Here is a 22,205-nt window from a genome sequence, read left to right on the forward strand (position 1 = left end):
GCACAGGACCCCTCTCTCCTCCGGCTGACGCGTCCATCGGGCCATCGGGTACCGCAACCCCACGCGGCATCTCGTTGTGCCCAACCACGTCAATACCAGGAGATCCCACTCCCGTGGCAGTCAAGATCAAGCTGAAGCGTCTGGGCAAGATCCGTTCGCCTCACTACCGCATCGTCGTCGCCGACTCCCGTACCCGCCGTGACGGCCGGGCCATCGAGGAGATCGGTCTGTACCACCCGACGTACAACCCGTCGCGCATCGAGGTCGACTCGGAGCGTGCCCAGTACTGGCTGTCCGTCGGCGCCCAGCCGACCGAGCCGGTCCTCGCGATCCTGAAGCTCACCGGCGACTGGCAGAAGCACAAGGGCCTGCCCGCCCCGGAGAAGCCGCTCCTCGCCCCGGCCACGAAGGAGGAGAAGCGCCGCTCCTTCGACGAGTTCGCCAAGGCTCTCGAGGGTGAAGAGGGCAAGGGTGAGGCCATCACCCAGAAGTCGAAGAAGACCGAGAAGAAGGCGGACGAGGCTGAGGCTCCCGCCGAGTCCACCGAGGCCTGAGCATGCTCGAGGAGGCTCTCGAGCACCTCGTGAAGGGCATCGTCGACAACCCCGAGGACGTGCAGGTCGCCTCACGCAATCTGCGTCGCGGCCAGGTGCTCGAGGTCCGGGTGCACCCCGACGATCTCGGTAAGGTGATCGGCCGCAACGGCCGCACCGCGCGCGCCCTGCGCACCGTCGTGGGCGCCATCGGCGGCCGTGGTATCCGTGTCGACCTCGTCGACGTGGACCAGGTCCGCTGAGCAGTTGATCACCGGCGCGGGCCGGGGAGGGCCTACCGGCCCGCCCCGGCCCGTCGTCGTACGACAGGAGCTTTGAGCGTGCAGTTGGTAGTCGCACGGATCGGCCGCGCCCACGGCATCAAGGGCGAGGTCACCGTCGAAGTACGTACCGACGAGCCGGAACTGCGGCTCGCCCCCGGAGCCGTACTGGCCACCGATCCGGCCTCCACGGGCCCGTTGACCATCGAGACGGGCCGGGTGCACAGCGGACGGCTGCTGCTGCGCTTCGAGGGCGTCCGGGACCGCAACGGCGCCGAGGCCCTGCGCAACACCCTGCTGATCGCCGACGTCGATCCGGAGGAGCGGCCGGAAGAGCCCGACGAGTACTACGACCACCAGCTCATGGACCTGGACGTGGTACTCGCGGACGGCACGGAGATCGGGCGGATCACGGAGATCTCCCATCTGCCGTCGCAGGACCTCTTCATCGTCGAGCGTCCGGACGGCAGCGAGGTCATGATCCCGTTCGTCGAGGAGATCGTCACCGAGATCGACCTCGCAGGACAGCGGGCCGTCATCGACCCACCCCCCGGACTCGTCGACGAACGCGCGGAGATCGCCTCGCAGCGGGACGCGGACACCGAGGACGGGAACTGATGCGGCTCGACGTCGTCACGATCTTCCCCGAGTACCTGGAGCCGCTGAACGTCTCGCTCGTCGGCAAGGCCCGGGCACGCGGTCAGCTCGGCGTCCACGTCCACGACCTTCGGGACTGGACGTACGACCGGCACAGCACCGTCGACGACACCCCCTACGGCGGCGGACCGGGCATGGTCATGAAGACCGAGCCCTGGGGGGACGCGCTGGACGAGGTCCTCGCCTCCGGCTACGAGGCAGGCGCCCACGAACCCGCGCTGGTCGTACCGACCCCCAGCGGCCGGCCGTTCACCCAGGAGCTCGCGGTGGAGCTCTCCGAGCGGCCGTGGCTGATCTTCACTCCGGCCCGGTACGAGGGCATCGACCGCCGCGTCGTCGACGAGTACGCGACCCGCATACCCGTCCACGAGGTCTCCATCGGCGACTACGTGCTGGCAGGCGGCGAGGCCGCAGTCCTCGTCATGACGGAGGCAGTCGCACGGCTGCTGCCCGGGGTCCTCGGCAACGCGGAGTCGCACCGCGACGACTCCTTCGCACCCGGCGCCATGGCCGACCTCGTGGAGGGGCCCGTCTACACCAAGCCGCCGCTCTGGCGCGGCCGCGGTGTCCCGGACGTGCTGCTCAGCGGCCACCACGGCCGGATCGCCCGATGGCGACGGGACGAGGCCTTCCGCCGGACCGCCCTGCACCGGCCGGACCTGATCGAGCGCTGCGACCCTTCCGCGTTCGACAAGAAGGACCGGGAGATCCTCTCCATCCTGGGCTGGGCGCCGTCACCCGACGGGCGATTTTGGCGCAGGCCGGAGGCCGTGGAAGAATAGCCGCTGCCGTACGTCCGGCGTGCGCCCCTGCCACAGGGGGACACGACGCCCGCCCCGACGCCGCGGCTCCTCGAACATCACTCCGGATACCGCCGATGACCTGTGGCATCGGCGAAGAAAGCAGACAACATGTCGCACGTGCTCGACGCCGTCAACGCCGCCTCGCTGCGGACCGACCTCCCCGCCTTCCGTCCCGGCGACACCGTGAACGTCCACGTTCGCGTCATCGAGGGCAACCGCTCCCGTATCCAGCAGTTCAAGGGTGTCGTCATCCGCCGCCAGGGTTCGGGCGTCAGCGAGACCTTCACGGTCCGCAAGGTCTCCTTCTCCGTCGGCGTCGAGCGCACCTTCCCGGTGCACAGCCCGATCTTCGAGAAGATCGAGCTCGTCACCCGCGGTGACGTCCGCCGCGCCAAGCTCTACTACCTGCGCGAGCTGCGCGGCAAGGCCGCGAAGATCAAGGAGAAGCGCGAGAACTGAGCCACGGCTCACACCCGTGCCCTGCTGAGGCCTCATACGGTTCTTACGGCGGCCGGATAGCATCTGGCCCCGATGGACACCGAAGCACTGCACACGGAGCGCGACCGCTCCTCCGCCCCCGAGACCGATGGGTCCGGCACCGGAGAGCGGTCGCGCTCCGCGCGCGTTTCCCGGCGGCTGCCCTGGCGGCGAGCCGGTGTGCTGGGCGGCGTCTGCGCCGTGTTCCTGCTGCTCCTCAGCCATTTCGTGGTGCAGCCGTTCCTGATCCCGAGCACCTCCATGCAGCCGGCCCTCGAGGTCGGCGACCGCGTGCTGGTGAACAAGCTCGCGTACCGGTTCGGGTCCGAGCCGCGGCGCGGCGACGTGATCGTGTTCGACGGCACCGGGTCCTTCGTGCCGGAGGGCGTGGAGGAGAACCCGGTCAGCGCGGCGGCGCGGGAGGGACTCGCCTCCCTCGGGCTCGCGGAACCGTCCGACACCGATTTCGTCAAACGTGTGGTGGGCGTGGGCGGCGACCGCGTGGTCTGCTGCGACAGGAAGGGAAGACTCCAGGTGAACGGCGTACCGGTCGACGAGGGCTATCTGTACGCCGGTGACGCACCGTCCCATGTGCCCTTCGACATCGTCGTGCCGCAGGGCACCCTGTGGGTCATGGGCGACCACCGCAGCAAGTCGCGTGACTCCCGCGACCACCTGGGCGAGCCCGGCGGGGGAACGGTCCCTGTCGACCGGGTGGTCGGGCGCGCGGACTGGATCGGTTGGCCGCTCGGCCGCTGGTCCACGCTGCCCTCGACGACCGCCTTCGACCGCGTGACCGCGCCGGACGGTGCCCATGGGTAGCCGCGGGCGGCGCGCGAGCCACCGGGCCGACACCCGGCTGCCCACCGGCACCCGGCCCACCGACGGCGGCCGTACGCTGCCCGGGCGTGCGGAGCGGCGCAGGCTCGCCAAGAAGGTGAAGAGACGGCGCCGGCGCTCCGCCGTCAAGGAGATCCCCCTTCTCATCACGGTGGCGCTGATGATCGCCCTCGTCCTCAAGACCTTCCTGGTGCAGGCGTTCGTCATCCCCTCGGGTTCGATGGAGCAGACGATCCGGATCGACGACCGGGTGCTGGTCGACAAGCTGACGCCCTGGTTCGGCTCCAAGCCCGAGCGCGGCGATGTCGTCGTCTTCCAGGACCCCGGCGGCTGGCTCCAGGACGAGCAGACGCCGCGCAGGGACGACCCGGTCGGCGTCAAGCAGGTCAAGGACGTGCTGGCCTTCATCGGCCTGCTGCCGAGCGACGACGAGCAGGACCTGATCAAGCGGGTCGTCGCCGTCGGCGGTGACTCGGTCAAGTGCTGCGACCAGAAGGGCAGGGTCACGGTCAACGGTGTCCCGCTGAACGAGCCGTATCTGCGCCCCGGCAACGCCCCCTCGAAGCTGCCGTTCGACGTGCAGGTACCCGAGGGCCGGCTCTTCGTGATGGGCGACCACCGGTCGAACTCGGCCGACTCCCGGTTCCACCTCGACGAGGAGTACAGCGGCACCGTCTCGGAGGACGAGGTCGTCGGGCGCGCCGTGGTCATCGCCTGGCCGCTCGACCACTGGCGCAAACTGGAGGAGAGGGGAACGTACGCCTCGGTCCCCGATGCGCGCGCCGGGACGGCGACCGCACACGGAGCGTCGCATAGTGTGTCCTCCCAGGATCACAAAGGACTGGTCCTGCTCCCGAGCCCTGCGGAACTCCCGCTCGTTATGGGAGTAGTGGGCCTGCGCCGTCTCCGGCGCGGGCGGTCGCACGGAGTGAGGAGTGGATGTGGGGGATTTGGCCGTGGGCGCACGATCCGGACACGAGGAGCCCGAGGATCGGCCCGAGCGGTACGTGAAGCCTTCCCCCGGTTCCAGCGGCTCCGGCGGCCTTCCCCCGCAGGGCGGCGGCGGTTCGGGAGACGGTGACCCGGCGGACGGCGACGGCTCGTCCGGTACCGGGGCGAGGAAGCAGCGGTCCTTCTGGAAGGAGCTGCCGCTCCTCGTCGGCATCGCGCTGGTCCTGGCGCTGCTGATCAAGACGTTCCTGGTGCAGGCATTCTCGATCCCGTCGGACTCGATGATGAACACGCTGCAGCGGGGCGACCGGGTGCTGGTCGACAAGCTGACGCCCTGGTTCGGTTCCGAACCGGAGCGTGGCGAGGTCGTCGTCTTCCACGACCCGGGCGGCTGGTTGGACGACACCCAGGCTCCCGAGCCCAACGTGGTGCAGCAGTTCCTGAGCTTCATCGGCCTGATGCCCTCGTCGGAGGAGAAGGACCTGATCAAGCGCGTCATCGCGGTCGGCGGTGACACCGTCTCCTGCAAGAAGGGAGGCAAGGTCATGGTCAACGGCAAGGCCCTGGACGAGACGTCGTACATCCGACCCGGCAGCACTCCCTGCGACGACAAGCCGTTCGGTCCGATCCGCGTGCCCGAGGGCCGGATCTGGGTGATGGGCGACAACCGCGACAACTCCCTGGACTCGCGTTACCACCAGGAGCTGCCGTACAACGGCACGGTCAGCAACGAGGACGTCGTCGGGAGGGCCGTCGTGGTCGCTTGGCCGTTCAACCGCTGGTCCACGCTGCCCGTTCCGGACACCTTCGACCAGCCCGGGCTGAACTCGGCGGCGGTGATCGGCGGAACCGTCGCGCCGGGCGCACTCGCGGTGGCCGGCGCGTTGCCGATCGTGCTCGTCCGCCGGAGGAGGCTGACCCGCGGGCGAACCGACGGGTAGGGTGCCGCTCGGATCAGCGATCGTCGGTCCTGGGAGGCAGGGAGCGCTGCGATGGGCGGAACAGGACGTACGGGCAGCGGCCACGGCCGCCTCGGCAGTGTGCTGTCGGGGCTCGCCGTGGCCGTCGGTTGTGTGCTCTTCCTCGGCGGATTCGTCTGGGGGGCGCTGCTCTACCAGCCGTACACGGTTCCCACGGACTCGATGTCACCGACCGTGGAGCCGGGGGACCGGGTGCTGGCGCAGCGCATCGACGGCTCGGAGGTCCGGCGCGGCGACGTCGTCGTCTTCACCGACGAGCTGTGGGCCGATGCCCCGATGGTGAAGCGTGTGGTCGGGGTCGGCGGCGACAAGGTCGCGTGCTGCGAATCCGACGGCCGGATGACCGTCAACGGCAAGGCCGTCGAGGAACCGTATCTGCGCGGTGATGAGCCCGCGTCACCGCTGGGCTTCACCGTGTCCGTGCCGGAGGGGAAACTCTTCCTCCTCGGTGACGAGCGCAGGACCTCCGTGGACTCCCGTTCGCACCTCCAGGAGGCCGGCCAGGGCACCGTGCCGATCGGGGCGGTGAGCGCCCGGCTCGACGCCGTCGCCTGGCCGCTCGGCGAGGTCCTGGAACGGCCGCGGAGCTTCGCCGCCCTGCCCGGCGGGATCTCCGAGCCGGGGCCGGTCCGGCCGGTCCTCGGGTCGGTGGCGCTCGGCGCCGTGCTGATCCTGGGCGGGGCCGCCTACGGACCGCTCGCGAAACTCGCGGGTCGGCGGAAGCGGCCCGCCGGGCGGAGCGGGGCGACCGCGGATGTCTGAGGGGCCGTCGGCCGGAACGGGCCGGGGGACGCCTGCGGGCGGTCCGGCGCCGGGGGCGGTCGCGGACGGGAGGACGTCAGGGGCGACCGCCGGTGCGGCCGGGCGCACCCTGCGCCGGGTCTCCCGGGTGATCCTGCTCGATCCCGACGACCGCGTCCTGCTGCTCCACGGCTTCGAACCGGACGATCCGGACGACGACTGGTGGTTCACACCGGGCGGCGGGGTCGAGGGGACGGAGTCCCGCGAGGAGGCCGCGCTGCGCGAGCTGGCCGAGGAGACGGGAATCACGGACGTCGAGCTGGGGCCGGTGATCTGGCAGCGGGAGTGCTCCTTCCCGTTCGACGGACGGCGCTGGGACCAGGACGAGTGGTACTACCTGGCACGTACCCGGCAGACGGCGACCAGCCTGACCGGCCTGACCCGGCTGGAGCAGCGCAGTGTCGCGGGGCTGAGGTGGTGGACCTCCGCCGAACTGTCGGCGGCGCGTGAGACGGTGTATCCGACCAGGCTCGCCGAGCTGCTGCGTACGCTGCTCGACGAGGGGCCTCCGAGTGCGCCTGTGGTCCTGGCCCGGGAAATCGTCTAGGGACGCGGGGGGCTGGCGCACAATAGGGGGACGCACGGCTGAAGGGGAACATGCCATGAGCGCCGAGGACCTCGAGAAGTACGAGACCGAGATGGAGCTGAAGCTCTACCGGGAGTACCGCGACGTCGTCGGTCTGTTCAAATACGTGATCGAGACCGAGCGCCGCTTCTACCTCACCAATGATTACGAGATGCAGGTCCACTCGGTGCAAGGTGAGGTCTTCTTCGAGGTCTCCATGGCGGATGCCTGGGTGTGGGACATGTACCGGCCGGCCAGGTTCGTCAAGCAGGTCCGGGTGCTCACGTTCAAGGACGTGAACATCGAGGAGCTGAACAAGAGCGATCTGGAGCTTCCCCAGGGCTGACCTCCACCCGAAGGGGCGTCGAGGTTTTCCACATCGGGCCGGTTTTCCACCAAGATCCACCCGCCGGGACCGCAGGCGTCAGAGTTCGGTGCCGGAGGTGGTGCCGGGATGAACGCGAAGAGCGCACTGGGGCGGTACGGCGAGGAGCTGGCCGCGCGGCTGCTGGCTGCGGCCGGGATGGCCGTACTCGCCAGGAACTGGCGGTGCGGGCGGGCCGGGGAGATCGACATCGTCGCCCGGGACGGCGACACGGTGGTCGTCTGCGAGGTGAAGACCCGCAGGGGCGGCCCGGACGGGCGGATGCCCTTCGAGCATCCGATGGCCGCGATCACATCGGCCAAGGCGGACCGGCTGAGACACCTGGCCGCCTGCTGGCTGGAGCGGCACGGGGGGTCACCGCCCCCGGGCGGGGTGCGGATCGACATCGTCGGGGTCGTGCTGCCCCGGCGGGGAGCGCCCCAGGTCGAGCATGTGGCGGGAGTGGCCTGATGGGTTTCGCACGCACCTGCTCGGTGGCGCTGGTGGGGGTCGAGGGCGTGGTCGTTGAGGTCCAGGCGGACCTGGAGCCGGGAGTGGCGGCCTTCGCCCTGGTGGGGCTCCCGGACAAGAGCCTGGTGGAGAGCCGGGACCGGGTCCGGGCCGCCGTCGTCAACTCCGATGCCGAGTGGCCGCAGAAGAAGCTCACCGTCGGGCTCAGCCCGGCCTCCGTGCCCAAGAGCGGCAGCGGTTTCGACCTGGCCGTCGCCTGCGCCGTCCTCGGCGCCGCCGAGCGCATCGATCCCAGGGCCATCGCGGATCTCGTGCTCCTCGGCGAGCTGGGTCTCGACGGCAGGGTGCGGCCCGTGCGGGGCGTCCTGCCCGCGGTGCTCGCCGCGGCGGAGGCGGGGTACCGGCAGGTCGTCGTGCCCGAGCGGACCGCGGGAGAGGCCTCGCTCGTCCCGGGCGTCTCGGTCCTCGGGGTGCGCAGTCTGCGCCAGCTCATCGGGGTGCTGAACGACGAGCCGGTGCCGGAGGAGGAGCCCGACGGCCACGGCCGGCCCGACCCCGTGCTCGCCGGCCTCACGGTCCCCGGCGCAGCGGTGGGCACGGGGCTCGCCGCCGGTCCGGGGCGGGGCGGGTGCTCCCTTCCGGACCTGGCGGACGTGGCCGGTCAGCACGGTGCGCGCACGGCCGTCGAGGTCGCCGCGGCCGGGGGGCACCACCTGCTGCTCCAGGGCCCTCCGGGCGCGGGGAAGACGATGCTGGCGGAGCGGCTCGCGTCCGTGCTCCCGCCGCTCACCCGCAAGGAGTCCCTCGAGGTGACCGCCGTGCATTCGGTCGCGGGCATCCTGCCGCCCGGCGAGCCCCTGGTGCGCACACCGCCCTACTGCGCTCCGCACCACTCGGCGACGATGCAGTCCCTCGTGGGCGGTGGTCAGGGCGTGCCGAGACCGGGTGCCGTGTCCCTGGCGCACCGGGGCGTCCTGTTCCTGGACGAGGCCCCCGAGTTCTCCGGCAAGGCGCTCGACGCCCTCCGCCAGCCCCTCGAATCGGGCCATGTGATCGTCGCGCGGAGCGCCGGGGTGGTCCGGCTGCCCGCCCGGTTCCTCATGGTGCTGGCGGCCAACCCCTGCCCGTGCGGGCGCCACACCCTGCACGGCTCGGGATGCGACTGCCCGGCCTCGCTGATCCGGCGGTACCAGGCGCGGCTCTCGGGACCGCTGCTCGACCGGGTCGACCTGCGCGTCGAGGTGGAGCCCGTCAGCCGGGCCGACCTGCTCGGCGGGGGCGGCCGGGGTGAGCCGTCCGCGGACGTCGCGGCCCGGGTCCGGGAGGCGCGGGACAGGGCGTCCGCCCGGCTGGACGGCACCCCGTGGCACGCGAACAGCGAAGTGCCCGGGCATGAGCTGCGCACCCGCTGGCACACCGCTCCCGGCGCGCTCGCCGCGGCCGAGCGGGACATGGAGCGGGGACTGCTCACCGCGCGGGGCATGGACCGTGTGCTCAGGGTCGCCTGGACGATCGCCGATCTGGCGGGCCACGACCGGCCCGGCGCCCGCGATGTGGACCTGGCGCTCCAACTGCGCACGGGCGTCGCACGGGGCGTCCCGACGGGATTCGGGGCCGAGCGGTGAGCCCCGTGCGTGGGCGCGTGCCGGACCGGCGCCCGTGCGCGGCGAGGGGAGTCGGATCGTGACCGCCGGTGCGGGCGAGGAGGAACGCAGGGCGCGTGCCGCGTTGACGAGGGTCGTCGAACCGGGTGACGAACACGCGGGGAGATGGCTGAGCCGGCTCGGCCCGGTGGAACTCATGGCCCGCCTCACAGCGCCCACCCCGGGCGCGGGGAACCTCCCCGGTGGTGGGCGGCAGCGGATGGAGGGCTACCGGATGCGGGCAGCGGCGGCATGTCCGGAGCGCGACCTCGAGCGGGTGGCCGAACTGGGCGGACGGTTCCTGTGTCCGGGGGATCCGGAGTGGCCGGGTCAACTGGACGACCTCCAGGACGCGCGGCCGGTGGGGCTCTGGGTCCGGGGCCTCCCCGACCTGCGGATATGGGCCCTGCGCTCGGTCGCCGTGGTGGGTGCGAGAGCGTGCACCCCTTACGGGGTGCATGTCTCGGGGAGCCTCGCCTCGGGTCTCGCCGAGCGGGGCTGGGTGGTCGTCTCCGGCGCCGCGTACGGGGTCGACGCCGCCGCCCACCGAGGCGCACTGTCCGCGGCGGGCGCGACGGTCGCGGTACTGGCCTGCGGGGTGGACACCGTCTATCCCCGCGGCAATGCGGAGTTGCTCCGCCGCGTGGTCGAACAGGGTCTGGTGATAGCGGAGTTGCCGCCCGGAGCCCATCCCACCCGCAGCAGGTTCGTGCTGCGGAACCGGGTCATCGCGGCCCTGTCCCGAGGCACGGTCGTCGTGGAGGCCGAGTACCGGAGCGGTTCACTCGCCACGGCACGGGCCGCGGAGCGCCTCGGCCGCATCACCATGGGCGTTCCCGGCCCGGTGACCAGCGGACTCTCCGCGGGGGTGCACGAACTGCTGCGCACCGGCGCGGTGCTGGTCACCGACGCCGACGAAGTGGTCGAAATGGTCGGCGACATCGGCGAACTCGCCCCCGCCCGCCGCGGTCCCGTCCTTCCGCGGGATCTGCTCGGCCGCGACTGCGCACGGGTCCTGGAGGCTCTTCCGGCCGACGGCGCCCTCGACGGCCGGAAGGTCGCCGAGCGGGCCGGCACCACGCCCGACGACGCCCTCGCGAGACTGTACGAGCTGCACTCCCTGGGCTTCGTCGAACGCCGAGGCGACCGCTGGCAGTTGGCCGCAGCCGCAACAACGGGCTCGAACGCACGGCGAGGCGGTGCTTGATCCGGGGCATTCGGGTGAAAGGGTGAGCCCGATGGCCCCGGCGGCACTTCGGCGGGACCGCGAGGGCCGGCGCCCGCTGCTCCGGCTCTCGTTCGAAGATGTGGCCGACGGTACACACCCACCGAGGCGCGATCCGCCGCCGTTCGCGCACCGCGATCCCCCAGTCACGCTACGCTCACCAGGTTCACCGCCCAGCCACCGGCCCAGACAACCCGTCCCGACACGCCCCACAGCAGAACGGCTCAAAGGCAACGCATGCCCCAGCACACCTCCGGGTCTGACCACGCGGCAGTTCCCCCCGCTGCCCGTGGTTCCGTGCGGCCGCCCGCGCCCTCGTCGCTCGAAGAGCTGTGGCGGTCGTACAAGGCCACCGGCGACGACCGGTTGCGGGAGCAGCTGATCCTGCACTACTCGCCGTTGGTGAAGTACGTCGCGGGCCGGGTGAGCGTCGGACTGCCCTCCAACGTCGAGCAGGCGGACTTCGTCTCCTCCGGCGTCTTCGGACTCATCGACGCGATTGAGAAGTTCGACATCGAGCGCTCCATCAAGTTCGAGACGTACGCGATCACCCGCATCCGGGGCGCCATGATCGACGAGCTGAGGGCGCTGGACTGGATCCCTCGCTCGGTGCGGCAGAAGGCCCGCAACGTCGAGCGGGCGTACGCCACGCTGGAGGCACAACTGCGGCGCACCCCCTCCGAGAGCGAGGTCGCCGCGGAGATGGGCATCTCGCTCGAGGACCTCCACTCCGTCTTCAGCCAGTTGTCCCTGGCGAACGTCGTCGCACTGGAGGAACTGCTCCACGTCGGGGGTGAGGGCGGCGACCGGCTCAGCCTCATGGACACCCTGGAGGACACCGCCGCCGACAACCCGGTGGAGGTGGCCGAGGACCGCGAGCTGCGGCGTCTCCTCGCCCGAGCGATCAACACGCTTCCCGACCGGGAGAAGACCGTCGTCACCCTCTACTACTACGAGGGCCTGACCCTGGCCGAGATCGGCAATGTCCTGGGCGTCACCGAGAGCCGGGTCAGCCAGATCCACACCAAGTCCGTACTGCAGCTCAGGGCGAAGTTGGCCGACGTCGCCCGGTGAGGCCGACGGGCCGGGGCGGCCCGGGGAGCGGGCGGCGGCGCTGTGCCGAACCGTCACTGCCCCGCCCGTGCGCGCCGCCGCCGCCGTAAAGTGGTCCCGTGCCAAGGATTCGAGCGGCCTCCGTGGCCGAGCACCGGACCATGCAGCGTGCCGCCCTGCTGGACGCCGCGCGTTCCCTGCTGTCCGAAGGCGGGACGGAGGCGCTGACCTTCCCCGCCCTCGCCGAGCGCACGGGACTGGCCAGGTCCTCCGTGTACGAGTACTTCCGCTCCCGTGCCGCGGTGGTCGAAGAGCTGTGCGCCGTCGACTTCCCGGTCTGGGCGGCGGAGGTCGAAGCCGCCATGGCGGGCTCGGACACCGCCGAGGGCAAGGTCGAGGCGTATGTGCGGAGCCAGCTGGAACTCGTCGGCGACCGGCGCCACCGTGCGGTCGTCGCGATCTCGGCCGGCGAACTGGACGACGGCGCCAGGGAGAAGATCCGCGCCGCGCACGGTGGGCTGATCGCCATGATCGTGGAGGCGCTGGGGGACCTGGGACACCGGCAGCCCCGCCTCGCTGCCATGCTCCTCCAGGGGGTCGTGGACGCGGCGGTGCGCCGTATCGAACTGGGCGCCGCCGAGGACCCCTCCTCCATCGCCGAGGCCGCGGTCTCGATGGCGCTCCGAGGGGTGCTGGGGGACTGAGCCCCACTCCGGACCCCGTGCGCGGACGGCTCCGGCCCGCTCGGAGTCCGGCCCGCTCGAGTGCTTGGTCGGATCGGGACTGTGCGCACGGGGCGCTGCCGCTCCGGGACCCTGCCGCGCGCCCCGTCACCCGAGCCCTACGGGACCGTCGAGATCCCCGGGAGCATTGGCAGCCTCCGGCTCGGTCCCGCCGGTACCGTCGTCTCCGCCCCGGGAGCGCTTCGCCCATTCCGCCGGGGCTCGGACGGCCCGCTCGACGAGTGAGCCGCCCGGTACGGCCCCTCGGGCCCTTCCGGGCGCGCCCCGGGGCGAAACTCCCGCAGCGGCCACCGACCCGATGGGCGGCCCCTGGAGCGGCCTCGTGACCGTGGGCCCGGCCCGGAGCCCGCGCCGGCCGGCCCGCACCCCGGCAGTCGCGTCTCCACCTCCACGGCTTCCCGTCCGACCCGGCCCCCGCACACCTGAGGCCCCCGCGCCTGCCGGTTCGGCGCCACCCCCGGAACCTCGGGCTCCCGGACCCGCACACGCCTCCGCCCGCTGCGACGTGTCCCGTGCCTCGCACGTTTCCGATCCCCGCTCCCTTTCCCTTTCCCTTTCCCTTTCCCTTTCCCTTTCCCTTTCCAGGGTCGTGCCCACGCCCACGCTCCCGCCGCTGCGGATCAGACCGGCGCCCGAGACGAATCGCCCGGTGCGAGAAGATCGCCGCCGTCGCGAGCACCAGGGCCTGGACCGTGTCCGCGCCGGCCCGGGACGGAGCCGCCGATGCCTCGTCGAGCCCCGGTACGACCGCCCCCGGAGCCGTCGGCGGCAGGGGCACTCCGAACACCGGAAGCAGCCGGGACGGGCCACGGAGCAAGGCCGACGCGGGCAGGAGGGAGAGCGGGTCGAGGTACGCCTCACCCCGCCGCAGCCCCCAGTGCAGACACTCGCGCGGACAGTGCGAGGAGCCCGCCACCACCGCCACGACCTGCCCCTCGGCCACCACCGCCCCCGGTGGGACCAGGGAGCGCACCGGCTCGTAGGTCGTGCGCAGCGGCGGGTCGCCCGTCCCCGTCAGCTCGATCGACAGCACACCGCGCCCCGCCACCGGTCCCGCGAAGGACACCCGCCCCGGCGCGGCGGCACGCACCTCGGTGCCCGGGGGAGCCGCCAGGTCCACCCCGCGGTGGCCCCGCCCGTACGTGGAGGGCGGCGGTTCCCAGCCCCGTACCAGCGCGGGGCGGGGTGGGCCCACCGGCCAGACCGCCGCCCACGCCGGCACCGGGGACATCGCCACCGGCAGCACCGCCGCCAGCGCCGTCGTCACGACTCGTCGTCCGCGATTCATGACGTCGACGGTCCCCCGGCAGACCCCCTCCGCGCTGATCATGGTCCGGATCTGTGGACGGCCGACCCGTTGTGGACATCGCCGTCACCCGGCACCTCGGCGGTCCCGTACACTTCTTCTGGCGATCCGGGTCACCCGGGTCGACTTCGCACGCCCCGCCACCACCCTCATCCTCGGTCGGTGGCCGCGCCTCTCGGTCCCTTGCGGCACGGCGCGTCGGGGCGTCAGGACACAACCGAGAAACTCAAGGAGATACGGCCATGGCCGTCGTCACGATGCGGGAGCTGCTGGAGAGCGGCGTCCACTTCGGTCACCAGACCCGTCGCTGGAACCCGAAGATGAAGCGCTTCATCTTCACCGAGCGCAACGGCATCTACATCATCGACCTGCTCCAGTCGCTGTCGTACATCGACCGCGCCTACGAGTTCGTCAAGGAGACCGTCGCGCACGGCGGCTCCATCATGTTCGTCGGCACGAAGAAGCAGGCGCAGGAGGCCATCGCCGAGCAGGCGACCCGCGTCGGCATGCCCTACGTCAACCAGCGCTGGCTCGGCGGCATGCTCACCAACTTCTCCACCGTCTACAAGCGCCTTCAGCGTCTGAAGGAGCTCGAGGCGATCGACTTCGAGGACGTCGCCGCCTCCGGTCTCACCAAGAAGGAGCTTCTGGTCCTCTCCCGCGAGAAGGCCAAGCTGGAGAAGACCCTCGGTGGCATCCGCGAGATGCAGAAGGTGCCGAGCGCCGTCTGGATCGTCGACACCAAGAAGGAGCACATCGCCGTCGGTGAGGCGCGCAAGCTCCACATCCCGGTCGTCGCGATCCTCGACACCAACTGCGACCCGGACGAGGTCGACTACAAGATCCCGGGCAACGACGACGCGATCCGCTCCGTCACCCTGCTCACCCGCGTGATCGCCGACGCCGTCGCCGAGGGCCTCATCGCCCGTTCCGGCGTCGCGACCGGTGACTCGAAGCCGGGCGACAAGGCCGCGGGCGAGCCGCTGGCCGAGTGGGAGCGCGACCTGCTCGAGGGCGAGAAGAAGGCCGACGAGACCCCGGCCGCCGAGGCCGAGAAGCCGGCCGAGGCCGCTGCCGAGGCTCCGGCCGCGGACGCCGACAAGGCCTGACACCAGGTTCCGGTATCCGACGGCGGGGGCCCATGAAGCCCCCGCCGTCGGCCCGTAGATCGTTCGACCTCAGCTCTTCGACTTCAGAGAGATTCACAGACATGGCGAACTACACCGCCGCTGACGTTAAGAAGCTCCGCGAGCTCACCGGCGCGGGCATGATGGACTGCAAGAAGGCGCTCGACGAGGCCGACGGCAACGTCGACAAGGCCGTCGAGGCCCTGCGCATCAAGGGCCAGAAGGGCGTCGCCAAGCGCGAGGGCCGCTCCGCCGAGAACGGCGCCGTCGTCTCCCTCATCGCCGACGACAACACCTCCGGTGTCATCGTCGAGCTGAAGTGCGAGACGGACTTCGTCGCCAAGGGCGACAAGTTCCAGGCCGTCGCGAATGCGCTCGCCGCCCACGTCGCCGCCACCGGCCCGGCCGACATCGAGGCCCTGCTCGCCTCCGAGATCGAGCCCGGCAAGACCGTTCAGGCGTACGTCGACGAGGCCAACGCCAACCTCGGCGAGAAGATCGTCCTGGACCGCTTCGCGCAGTTCTCCGGTGCCTACGTGACGGCGTACATGCACCGCACGATGCCCGACCTGCCCCCGCAGATCGGTGTCCTCGTCGAGCTGGACAAGCCGAACGCCGAGGTCGCCAAGGGCGTCGCCCAGCACATCGCCGCCTTCGCGCCGAAGTACCTGTCCCGCGAGGACGTCCCGGCCGAGGTCGTCGAGTCCGAGCGCCGCGTCGCCGAGGAGACCACCCGCGCCGAGGGCAAGCCCGAGGCCGCCCTGCCGAAGATCGTCGAGGGCCGCCTCAACGGCTTCTTCAAGGACGCCACCCTCCTGGGCCAGCCGTACGCGCTGGACAACAAGAAGTCCGTCCAGCAGATCCTGGACGAGGCCGGTGTCGCCCTGAAGCGCTTCTCGCGCATCAAGGTCGGCATCTGAGCCGGTACGCGATCGACACGGGAGCCCGATAGGGTTTTCCAGCAGTCGTCGGCCGCGTGAACGCCGGACGACCGCAGATCTGACGAGGAGGCCATTGCCGCAGGGACACCAGCACCCACCGGCAATGGCCTTCTTCGTATGTGCACGAGGAGATCTCCATGAACAAGGGCGCGGACGCCAATCCGGCCGCCGACGACAAGAGCGACCACACCGGCCAGAAAGCCGGCCGCTTCATGCTGAAGCTGTCCGGGGAAGCGTTCTCCGGCGGCACCGGCCTGGGCGTCGACCCCGACGTCGTACACGCCATCGCGCGGGAGATCGCCGCGGTCGTCCGTGACGGCGCACAGATCGCGGTGGTCATCGGCGGCGGCAACTTCTTCCGCGGGGCCGAACTCCAGGTGCGCGGCATGGACCGGGCGCGCTCCGACTACATGGGCATGCTCGGCACGGTCATGAACTGCCTCGCCCTCCAGGACTTCCTGGAGAAGGAGGGGATCGACTCCCGCGTCCAGACCGCCATCACCATGGGCCAGGTCGCGGAGCCCTACATCCCGTTGCGGGCGGTGCGCCACCTCGAGAAGGGGCGCGTCGTGATCTTCGGTGCCGGTATGGGCATGCCCTACTTCTCCACCGACACCACCGCCGCCCAGCGTGCCCTGGAGATCGACGCCCAGGCCCTGCTCATGGGCAAGAACGGTGTCGACGGGGTCTACGACTCCGACCCCAAGACCAACCCGGACGCGGTGAAGTTCGACGCGCTGGAGTACGGCGAGGTGCTCGCCCGCGACCTCAAGGTCGCCGACGCCACCGCCATCACCCTCTGCCGCGACAACTCGCTGCCGATCCTCGTCTTCGAACTGCTCGCCGCGGGCAATATCGCGCGGGCCGTCCGGGGTGAGAAGATCGGCACGCTCGTGAGCGACCAGGGCACCCGGGCCTGACCCGGGGCACCGCCCCGGGATGGACAAAGCCCTGCCGGTCGGACACCGTGCAGGGAGGACGCGCCGCCAAGTTTCGCCGGTCTCGTACGTGTGACGGGTACCGGTCCGCGGACCCGCACCACGGGTCGCGTACCGGGGCCGCCGCTCGTACTCGCCGGGACTACCAAGACACGCAGGAGCAAGTGGTGATCGAAGAGACCCTCCTCGAGGCCGAGGAGAAGATGGAGAAGGCCGTCGTGGTCGCCAAGGAGGACTTCGCCGCGATCCGCACCGGGCGTGCGCACCCGGCGATGTTCAACAAGATCGTGGCCGACTACTACGGTGCGCTGACACCGATCAACCAGCTGGCCTCGTTCTCGGTGCCGGAGCCGCGCATGGCCGTGGTGACCCCGTTCGACAAGAGCGCGCTGCGCAACATCGAGCAGGCGATCCGCGACTCCGACCTCGGCGTCAACCCCAGCAACGACGGAAACATCATCCGGGTGGTGTTCCCGGAGCTCACCGAGGAGCGCCGCCGCGAGTTCATCAAGGTCGCCAAGGGCAAGGCCGAGGACTCCCGGATCTCGATCCGCTCCGTGCGCCGCAAGGCCAAGGAGGCCATCGACAAGCTGATCAAGGACGGCGAGGTCGGCGAGGACGAGGGCCGGCGTGCCGAGAAGGAGCTCGACGACACCACCGCGAAGTACGTCGCGCAGGTGGACGAGCTGCTCAAGCACAAGGAAGCCGAGCTGCTCGAGGTCTGATGAACGACTCTTCCTGGGGGGCCCCGACGAGTACCGGCTACTGGGGCCCGCCCGACCAGGGGGCTGCCCCGGCGGGTCCCGCATACGATGAGCTTGACGCCCAGCAGACTCGGCCCATGCCCATCGTGCCGGACGATCCCGACGCAGGTAGAGACGCCGCAGACCGCGAAGACCGCGACCGGGGGGCCGCTCGGCTGAGTGGCCCCCCGGTCCGCGACGAGATGCCGCAGGAGCCCATGCCCACCCCGCCGCCGTCTGCGGCCTCCCAGCCGTCGGAGCCGCAGCCGCCGCAGAAGAAGCGCGCAGGCCGCGATCTTCGGGCTGCCATAGGGGTCGGCGTCGGGCTCGGTGCGGTCATCGTCGCGGCGCTGTTCGTCGTCAAGGCCGTGTTCGTCGGTGTGATCGCCGTCGCCGTGGTCGTCGGCCTGTGGGAGCTCACCTCCCGCCTCCAGGAGCGCAAGGGCATCAAGGCGCCCCTGGTGCCGTTGGCGGTGGGCGGCGCGGCGATGGTCGTGGCCGGGTACGTGCGGGGTGCCGAAGGCGCCTGGGTCGCCACCGCCTTCACAGCCCTGGCGGTGCTGGTCTGGCGGATGACCGAGCCGCCCGAGGGCTACCTCAAGGACGTGACGGCCGGGCTGTTCGCCGCGTTCTACGTGCCGTTCCTCGCCACGTTCGTCGCGATGATGCTCACCGCGGAGGACGGCCCGCAGCGGGTCTTCACGTTCCTCCTGCTCACGGTCGTGAGTGACACCGGCGCGTACGCGATCGGCTGGCGCTTCGGCAAGCACAAGCTCGCGCCGCGCATCAGCCCCGGGAAGACCCGCGAGGGTCTGTTCGGGGCCGTGGCGTTCGGCATGGCGGCGGGCGCCCTCTGCGTGCCGCTGCTGATCGGCGGCGGGACCTGGTGGCAGGGCCTGGTCCTCGGCCTCGCGGTCGCGGTCAGCGCTACCCTGGGCGACCTCGGCGAGTCGATGATCAAGCGGGACCTCGGCATCAAGGACATGGGAACGCTGCTGCCGGGCCATGGGGGCATCATGGACCGGCTGGACTCGCTGCTGCCCACGGCGCCGGTGGTGTGGCTGCTGTTCGTGGTGTTCGTCGGCTCGGGCTGACCCGGGGAGTTCCGGTCGGAGGGGCTCGTCGTCCCCTGGGGCGGCGGGCCCTCCGCCGTGTCCGGTTCCGGCGGCGCCGTGAGACCCGTGTCCCGCCGCGGTCTGTCCGGCGGGGCTCCGGACCCTGCATGCTGGGCCCGGGACGCGGGAGACCGCGGGGCGAGGGGGGACCATGGGGCGGAAGGCCGGCGGAGCGGCTCTGCTGCTCGTACTCGTGTGCGTCACCGGGTGCGGAGGAGGGGACGACGGGGCCGTGGAACCCCGTCCGTCCGGGACGGGCACCCCGGCCGGCGCGGAACGGCCCGCGCCGAGTGCCCCCGTGCCCCCGGCGACCAGCGGCCCGCCCCGCCCCACCCCGTCGGCGACGACGCCCGACCGGGCGTCCGCGCTCGTCACGCTCACCGAGAGCGGCGGTATCGACGGGCGACACCATTCGGTCGTCGTCCACGACGACGGTACGTACCTCCTGGTCGCACCCGGGAAGAAGAACCGTCCCGGCCGGATGACCCCGGCGGCCCTCGCCGAACTGCGGGCAGCCCTCGGCGAGGTCGACTTCTCCCGGCTGCCGACCCGGCCCACCGGGCCGCCGGTCATGGACGGGCTGACCCGCGTGCTGGTCCACAACGGCCGCACCTACGTCGACGACGGCACGGACATCCCCGCCGACCTCGCCGCGGTCTACGACGCGCTGCCGCCTCCCGGCTGACGCGGACCGGGCCACCGGGGCCGGGATCCGCACCTGCCGGGGGACGAGACCGCCCCGTGGCCGCCTTGCGCTGCTGACGGCGTCGCGGAGGCCGGCCCCGCCCGGTGTGGCCGTCGGCGATCCTCACCGTCTCCCCACCCACCGCCCGCGACGGGTCCGTGCCCCCCTGTCCGGGAGCCCCTGTCGGTGCGGGCCCCTTGTCGGTCCGTGCCCGGTTTCGCTCCGGGCCCGGACCTGGTCCCGGCGCGTCGCCGGCCGGTTCGTCGGGCACACACCCGGCGCGGTCGTTGCGTACGGGAGACGGCACTCCCGGCGCCCGGCCGGTTCCGCCCCATCCGCCGCCCGGGCCCCGCCGCCCGGTGACGGGCACCCGGGTCACCCGAGTCGATCTGCGACACTGGTACGACCATGCCCAAGCCCGGAGAACTCACTTTCGTAGCCCCCCGCGGAGCCAAGAAGCCCCCGCGGCACCTCGCCGACCTCACGCCCGCCGAGCGGAAGGACGCCGTCGCCGCGATCGGCGAGAAGCCGTTCCGGGCGAAGCAGCTGTCGCAGCACTACTTCGCGCGCTACGCGCACGACCCGGAGCAGTGGACCGACATTCCCGCCGCCGCGCGCGAGAGGCTCGCGTCGGAGCTCCTGCCCGACCTGATGTCCGTGGTCCGGCACGTCTCCTGTGATGACGACGCCACCCGCAAGACGCTGTGGCGGCTCCACGACGGCACGCTCGTCGAGTCGGTGCTGATGCGCTATCCGGACCGGGTGACGATGTGCATCTCCTCGCAGGCCGGCTGCGGGATGAACTGCCCGTTCTGCGCCACGGGACAGGCGGGTCTCGACCGGAACCTGTCCACCGCCGAGATCGTGCACCAGATCGTGGACGGCATGCGGGCCCTCCGTGACGGCGAGGTCCCCGGAGGCACGGCCCGGCTGTCCAACATCGTGTTCATGGGCATGGGCGAGCCGCTCGCCAACTACAAGCGGGTGGTCGGCGCCATCCGCAGGCTCACCGATCCGGAGCCCGACGGGCTCGGCCTGTCGCAGCGCGGGATCACCGTCTCCACGGTCGGCCTCGTCCCGGCGATGCTGCGCTTCGCCGACGAGGGCTTCAAGTGCCGTCTCGCCGTCTCCCTGCACGCGCCGGACGACGAACTGCGCGACACCCTCGTCCCCGTCAACACCCGCTGGAAGGTCCGGGAGGTCCTGGACGCGGCCTGGGAGTACGCGGAGAAGTCCGGCCGCCGCATCTCGATCGAGTACGCCCTGATCCGGGACATCAACGACCAGGCATGGCGCGGTGACCTGCTCGGGCGGCTCCTGAAGGGCAAGCGGGTGCACGTCAACCTGATCCCGCTGAACCCGACCCCGGGCTCCAAGTGGACGGCCTCCCGGCCCGAGGACGAGAAGGCCTTCATCGATGCCATCGCCGCCCACGGCGTCCCGGTCACCGTCCGGGACACCCGTGGTCAGGAGATCGACGGGGCCTGCGGCCAGCTCGCAGCCTCCGAGCGTTAGTGCCGGGCCGCCCTCCGCAGGAACCGCCCCGGTCCCTGCGGTGCGTCCGACGGGTCCCTGTACGCTGGCCCGAACATCTGCATATTCCGACAGGGGAGCGCCACAGCGCTGAGAGTGCGGTGACCGTCAGACCGCAGACCCTCTGAACCTCGCCCGGGTCATTCCGGGTAGGAAGTTCGGACGAGACTCAAGCTGTTGCGCCCTGCCCGGCTACCGGATCGAGAGATTCCGCAGCCGGGCAGGGCCGCGTCTCTTCCTGGTCATGCCCAGGAGGAATCAGTGAGCACCACCAAGAAGATCACCGTCACCGCGCTGGCCGCGGCCCTCGGTGTGAGCACGCTCGCGGCCTGCGGCGGGTCGTCCGGGGACGACTCCGCCGGAACCGGCGCCGGCGGCTCCAAGACCGTGACGCTCGTCAGCCACGACTCCTTCAACGCCTCGCCGGCCGTGCTCAAGGAGTTCACCGAGGAGACCGGGTACACGGTCAAGGTGCTGAAGAGCGGGGACGCAGTCGAGGCGCTCAACAAGGAGATCCTCACCAAGGGCTCCCCGCAGGGCGACGTGTTCTTCGGCGTCGACAACACCACGCTCTCCCGGGCCCTCGACAACGACCTGTTCACCCCGTACGAGGCCGAGGGCCTGGAGCGGGTCCCCGAGGCCGTCCGGCTCGACAAGGACAAGCACCGGGTCACGCCGGTCGACAGCGGCGACATCTGCGTCAACTACGACAAGAAATACTTCGCCGACAGGAAGCTCGCCCCGCCGCAGACCTTCGACGACCTCGCCGAGCCCGCGTACCGGAACCTCCTCGTCGTCGAGAACGCCGAACGCTCCTCGCCGGGCCTCGGCTTCCTCCTGGGTACCGCTGCCGCGTACGGGGACAAGGGCTGGCAGGACTACTGGAAGAAGCTGCGGGCCAATGGCGTCAAGGTCGTCGACAGCTGGGAGATCGCCTACAACCAGGAGTTCTCCGGTTCCGCCGGCGGCAGGGCGGCCAAGGGCGACCGGCCGCTCGTCGTCTCGTACGCCTCCAGCCCGCCGGTCGAGGTGCTGTACGCCGAGCCGCGGCCGAAGGCGGCGCCGACCGGCGTCTCCACCGGCACCTGCTTCCGCCAGACCGAGGCCGCCGGCCTGCTCAGGGGCGCCCGGAACGAGGCCGGCGGAAAGGCCCTGCTGGACTTCCTGATCAGCAGGAAGTTCCAGGAGGACATGCCGCTCAACATGTTCGTCAACCCGGTGGCCGAGGACGCGAAGCTGCCCCCGCTGTTCACCGAGTTCGGCGAGGCGATCGCCGAGCCGCGGACGATGGCTCCGGAGAAGATCGCCGAGAACCGGGACCAGTGGATCCAGTCGTGGTCCTCACTCGTCCTGAAGTAACCGGGACGTCCGGCGGGAACGCCGGTCCGCGCCGGAGGAACCCCTCGCGCGGCCCGGCGTCCCTGCGCGCC

Annotated in this window: 24 protein-coding genes, 1 pseudogene and 1 riboswitch; of the genes and pseudogenes, 24 read left to right on the top strand and 1 reads right to left on the bottom strand. The window is 71.3% G+C overall.

Going from position 1 to position 22,205, the window contains the following annotated elements:
* The first annotated feature begins 113 nt into the window (after nt 1-113).
* From rpsP to AB0J10_RS18870, 16 genes are all read left to right on the top strand, one after another.
* Nucleotides 114-554 (top strand): 30S ribosomal protein S16, encoded by a 441-nt coding sequence (gene rpsP, locus AB0J10_RS18795; RefSeq protein WP_018891857.1) that lies wholly within the window; start codon nt 114-116, stop codon nt 552-554.
* Between the two features lie 2 nt (nt 555-556).
* Complete coding sequence (locus tag AB0J10_RS18800; RefSeq protein WP_266383839.1) at nt 557-796, top strand: RNA-binding protein; 240 nt, start codon at nt 557-559, stop codon at nt 794-796.
* A 78-nt stretch (nt 797-874) separates the two neighbouring features.
* Nucleotides 875-1,432, top strand: coding sequence for a ribosome maturation factor RimM (gene rimM, locus AB0J10_RS18805; RefSeq protein ID WP_363062890.1), 558 nt, complete (start codon nt 875-877; stop codon nt 1,430-1,432).
* Nucleotides 1,432-2,253 (top strand): tRNA (guanosine(37)-N1)-methyltransferase TrmD, encoded by an 822-nt coding sequence (gene trmD, locus AB0J10_RS18810; protein WP_363062892.1) that lies wholly within the window; start codon nt 1,432-1,434, stop codon nt 2,251-2,253. Before rimM ends, trmD begins: the two co-directional genes overlap by 1 nt.
* A 129-nt stretch (nt 2,254-2,382) precedes the next feature.
* Nucleotides 2,383-2,733, top strand: coding sequence for a 50S ribosomal protein L19 (gene rplS, locus AB0J10_RS18815; RefSeq protein WP_017947635.1), 351 nt, complete (start codon nt 2,383-2,385; stop codon nt 2,731-2,733).
* 72 nt (nt 2,734-2,805) lie between these two features.
* Nucleotides 2,806-3,573: a signal peptidase I gene (lepB, locus tag AB0J10_RS18820; RefSeq protein WP_363062894.1), complete on the top strand. Its 768-nt coding sequence runs from the start codon at nt 2,806-2,808 to the stop codon at nt 3,571-3,573.
* The gene (gene lepB / locus AB0J10_RS18825) at nt 3,566-4,672 is read left to right on the top strand and encodes a signal peptidase I (RefSeq protein ID WP_363062896.1); all 1,107 of its coding nucleotides are present in this window, start codon (nt 3,566-3,568) and stop codon (nt 4,670-4,672) included. Before lepB (AB0J10_RS18820) ends, lepB (AB0J10_RS18825) begins: the two co-directional genes overlap by 8 nt.
* Entirely contained in the window at nt 4,599-5,483 is an 885-nt protein-coding gene (lepB, locus tag AB0J10_RS18830; protein WP_363062898.1) for a signal peptidase I, read from the top strand. The genes lepB (AB0J10_RS18825) and lepB (AB0J10_RS18830) overlap by 74 nt, the downstream gene beginning before the upstream one ends.
* A 51-nt stretch (nt 5,484-5,534) precedes the next feature.
* Nucleotides 5,535-6,284, top strand: a complete 750-nt coding sequence (gene lepB / locus AB0J10_RS18835; RefSeq protein WP_363062900.1) for a signal peptidase I — start codon at nt 5,535-5,537, stop codon at nt 6,282-6,284.
* A complete protein-coding gene (locus AB0J10_RS18840) occupies nt 6,277-6,870 on the top strand; it encodes an NUDIX hydrolase (RefSeq protein ID WP_363062902.1) in 594 nt (197 codons plus the stop codon). Before lepB (AB0J10_RS18835) ends, AB0J10_RS18840 begins: the two co-directional genes overlap by 8 nt.
* A 55-nt stretch (nt 6,871-6,925) precedes the next feature.
* Complete coding sequence (locus AB0J10_RS18845; protein WP_017947641.1) at nt 6,926-7,234, top strand: DUF2469 domain-containing protein; 309 nt, start codon at nt 6,926-6,928, stop codon at nt 7,232-7,234.
* A gap of 108 nt (nt 7,235-7,342) precedes the next feature.
* Nucleotides 7,343-7,723 (top strand): YraN family protein, encoded by a 381-nt coding sequence (locus tag AB0J10_RS18850; RefSeq protein ID WP_363062904.1) that lies wholly within the window; start codon nt 7,343-7,345, stop codon nt 7,721-7,723.
* Nucleotides 7,723-9,348, top strand: a complete 1,626-nt coding sequence (locus tag AB0J10_RS18855) for a YifB family Mg chelatase-like AAA ATPase (protein ID WP_363062906.1) — start codon at nt 7,723-7,725, stop codon at nt 9,346-9,348. The genes AB0J10_RS18850 and AB0J10_RS18855 overlap by 1 nt, the downstream gene beginning before the upstream one ends.
* Nucleotides 9,349-9,406: 58 nt before the next feature.
* Entirely contained in the window at nt 9,407-10,573 is a 1,167-nt protein-coding gene (gene dprA, locus AB0J10_RS18860) for a DNA-processing protein DprA (RefSeq protein WP_363062908.1), read from the top strand.
* Nucleotides 10,574-10,828: 255 nt separating this feature from the next.
* A complete protein-coding gene (whiG, locus tag AB0J10_RS18865) occupies nt 10,829-11,665 on the top strand; it encodes an RNA polymerase sigma factor WhiG (RefSeq protein ID WP_269728155.1) in 837 nt (278 codons plus the stop codon).
* A 122-nt stretch (nt 11,666-11,787) separates the two neighbouring features.
* Nucleotides 11,788-12,348 (top strand): helix-turn-helix domain-containing protein, encoded by a 561-nt coding sequence (locus AB0J10_RS18870; RefSeq protein ID WP_363063113.1) that lies wholly within the window; start codon nt 11,788-11,790, stop codon nt 12,346-12,348.
* A 940-nt stretch (nt 12,349-13,288) separates the two neighbouring features.
* Here the strand turns inward: AB0J10_RS18870 and AB0J10_RS18875 are convergent.
* Nucleotides 13,289-13,717, bottom strand: a pseudogene (locus tag AB0J10_RS18875) (M23 family metallopeptidase); the annotation flags it as partial.
* A gap of 218 nt (nt 13,718-13,935) precedes the next feature.
* Between AB0J10_RS18875 and rpsB the strand changes: the two are divergent.
* The 8 genes from rpsB to AB0J10_RS18915 all read left to right on the top strand — a co-directional run bounded on the left by rpsB (nt 13,936) and on the right by AB0J10_RS18915 (nt 22,134).
* Nucleotides 13,936-14,802 (top strand): 30S ribosomal protein S2, encoded by an 867-nt coding sequence (gene rpsB, locus AB0J10_RS18880; RefSeq protein ID WP_363062910.1) that lies wholly within the window; start codon nt 13,936-13,938, stop codon nt 14,800-14,802.
* 101 nt (nt 14,803-14,903) lie between these two features.
* Nucleotides 14,904-15,740: a translation elongation factor Ts gene (gene tsf, locus AB0J10_RS18885; RefSeq protein WP_093653570.1), complete on the top strand. Its 837-nt coding sequence runs from the start codon at nt 14,904-14,906 to the stop codon at nt 15,738-15,740.
* 158 nt (nt 15,741-15,898) lie between these two features.
* On the top strand, nt 15,899-16,681 hold the full coding sequence (pyrH, locus tag AB0J10_RS18890) for a UMP kinase (protein ID WP_363062912.1): 783 nt from the start codon (nt 15,899-15,901) through the stop codon (nt 16,679-16,681).
* A gap of 185 nt (nt 16,682-16,866) precedes the next feature.
* Complete coding sequence (frr, locus tag AB0J10_RS18895) at nt 16,867-17,424, top strand: ribosome recycling factor (protein WP_026165253.1); 558 nt, start codon at nt 16,867-16,869, stop codon at nt 17,422-17,424.
* Nucleotides 17,424-18,536, top strand: coding sequence for a phosphatidate cytidylyltransferase (locus tag AB0J10_RS18900; protein ID WP_363062915.1), 1,113 nt, complete (start codon nt 17,424-17,426; stop codon nt 18,534-18,536). The genes frr and AB0J10_RS18900 overlap by 1 nt, the downstream gene beginning before the upstream one ends.
* A gap of 172 nt (nt 18,537-18,708) precedes the next feature.
* Nucleotides 18,709-19,242, top strand: coding sequence for a hypothetical protein (locus AB0J10_RS18905; RefSeq protein ID WP_363062917.1), 534 nt, complete (start codon nt 18,709-18,711; stop codon nt 19,240-19,242).
* A gap of 408 nt (nt 19,243-19,650) precedes the next feature.
* Nucleotides 19,651-20,757 (top strand): 23S rRNA (adenine(2503)-C(2))-methyltransferase RlmN, encoded by a 1,107-nt coding sequence (gene rlmN / locus AB0J10_RS18910; RefSeq protein WP_363062919.1) that lies wholly within the window; start codon nt 19,651-19,653, stop codon nt 20,755-20,757.
* Nucleotides 20,758-20,838: 81 nt separating this feature from the next.
* Nucleotides 20,839-20,949: riboswitch (TPP riboswitch) on the top strand.
* Between the two features lie 87 nt (nt 20,950-21,036).
* Complete coding sequence (locus AB0J10_RS18915; RefSeq protein ID WP_363062921.1) at nt 21,037-22,134, top strand: thiamine ABC transporter substrate-binding protein; 1,098 nt, start codon at nt 21,037-21,039, stop codon at nt 22,132-22,134.
* Nucleotides 22,135-22,205 lie beyond the last annotated feature (71 nt).

The sequence above is a fragment of the Streptomyces sp. NPDC049887 genome (assembly GCF_040656535.1).
Taxonomy (GTDB): Bacteria; Actinomycetota; Actinomycetes; order Streptomycetales; family Streptomycetaceae; genus Streptomyces.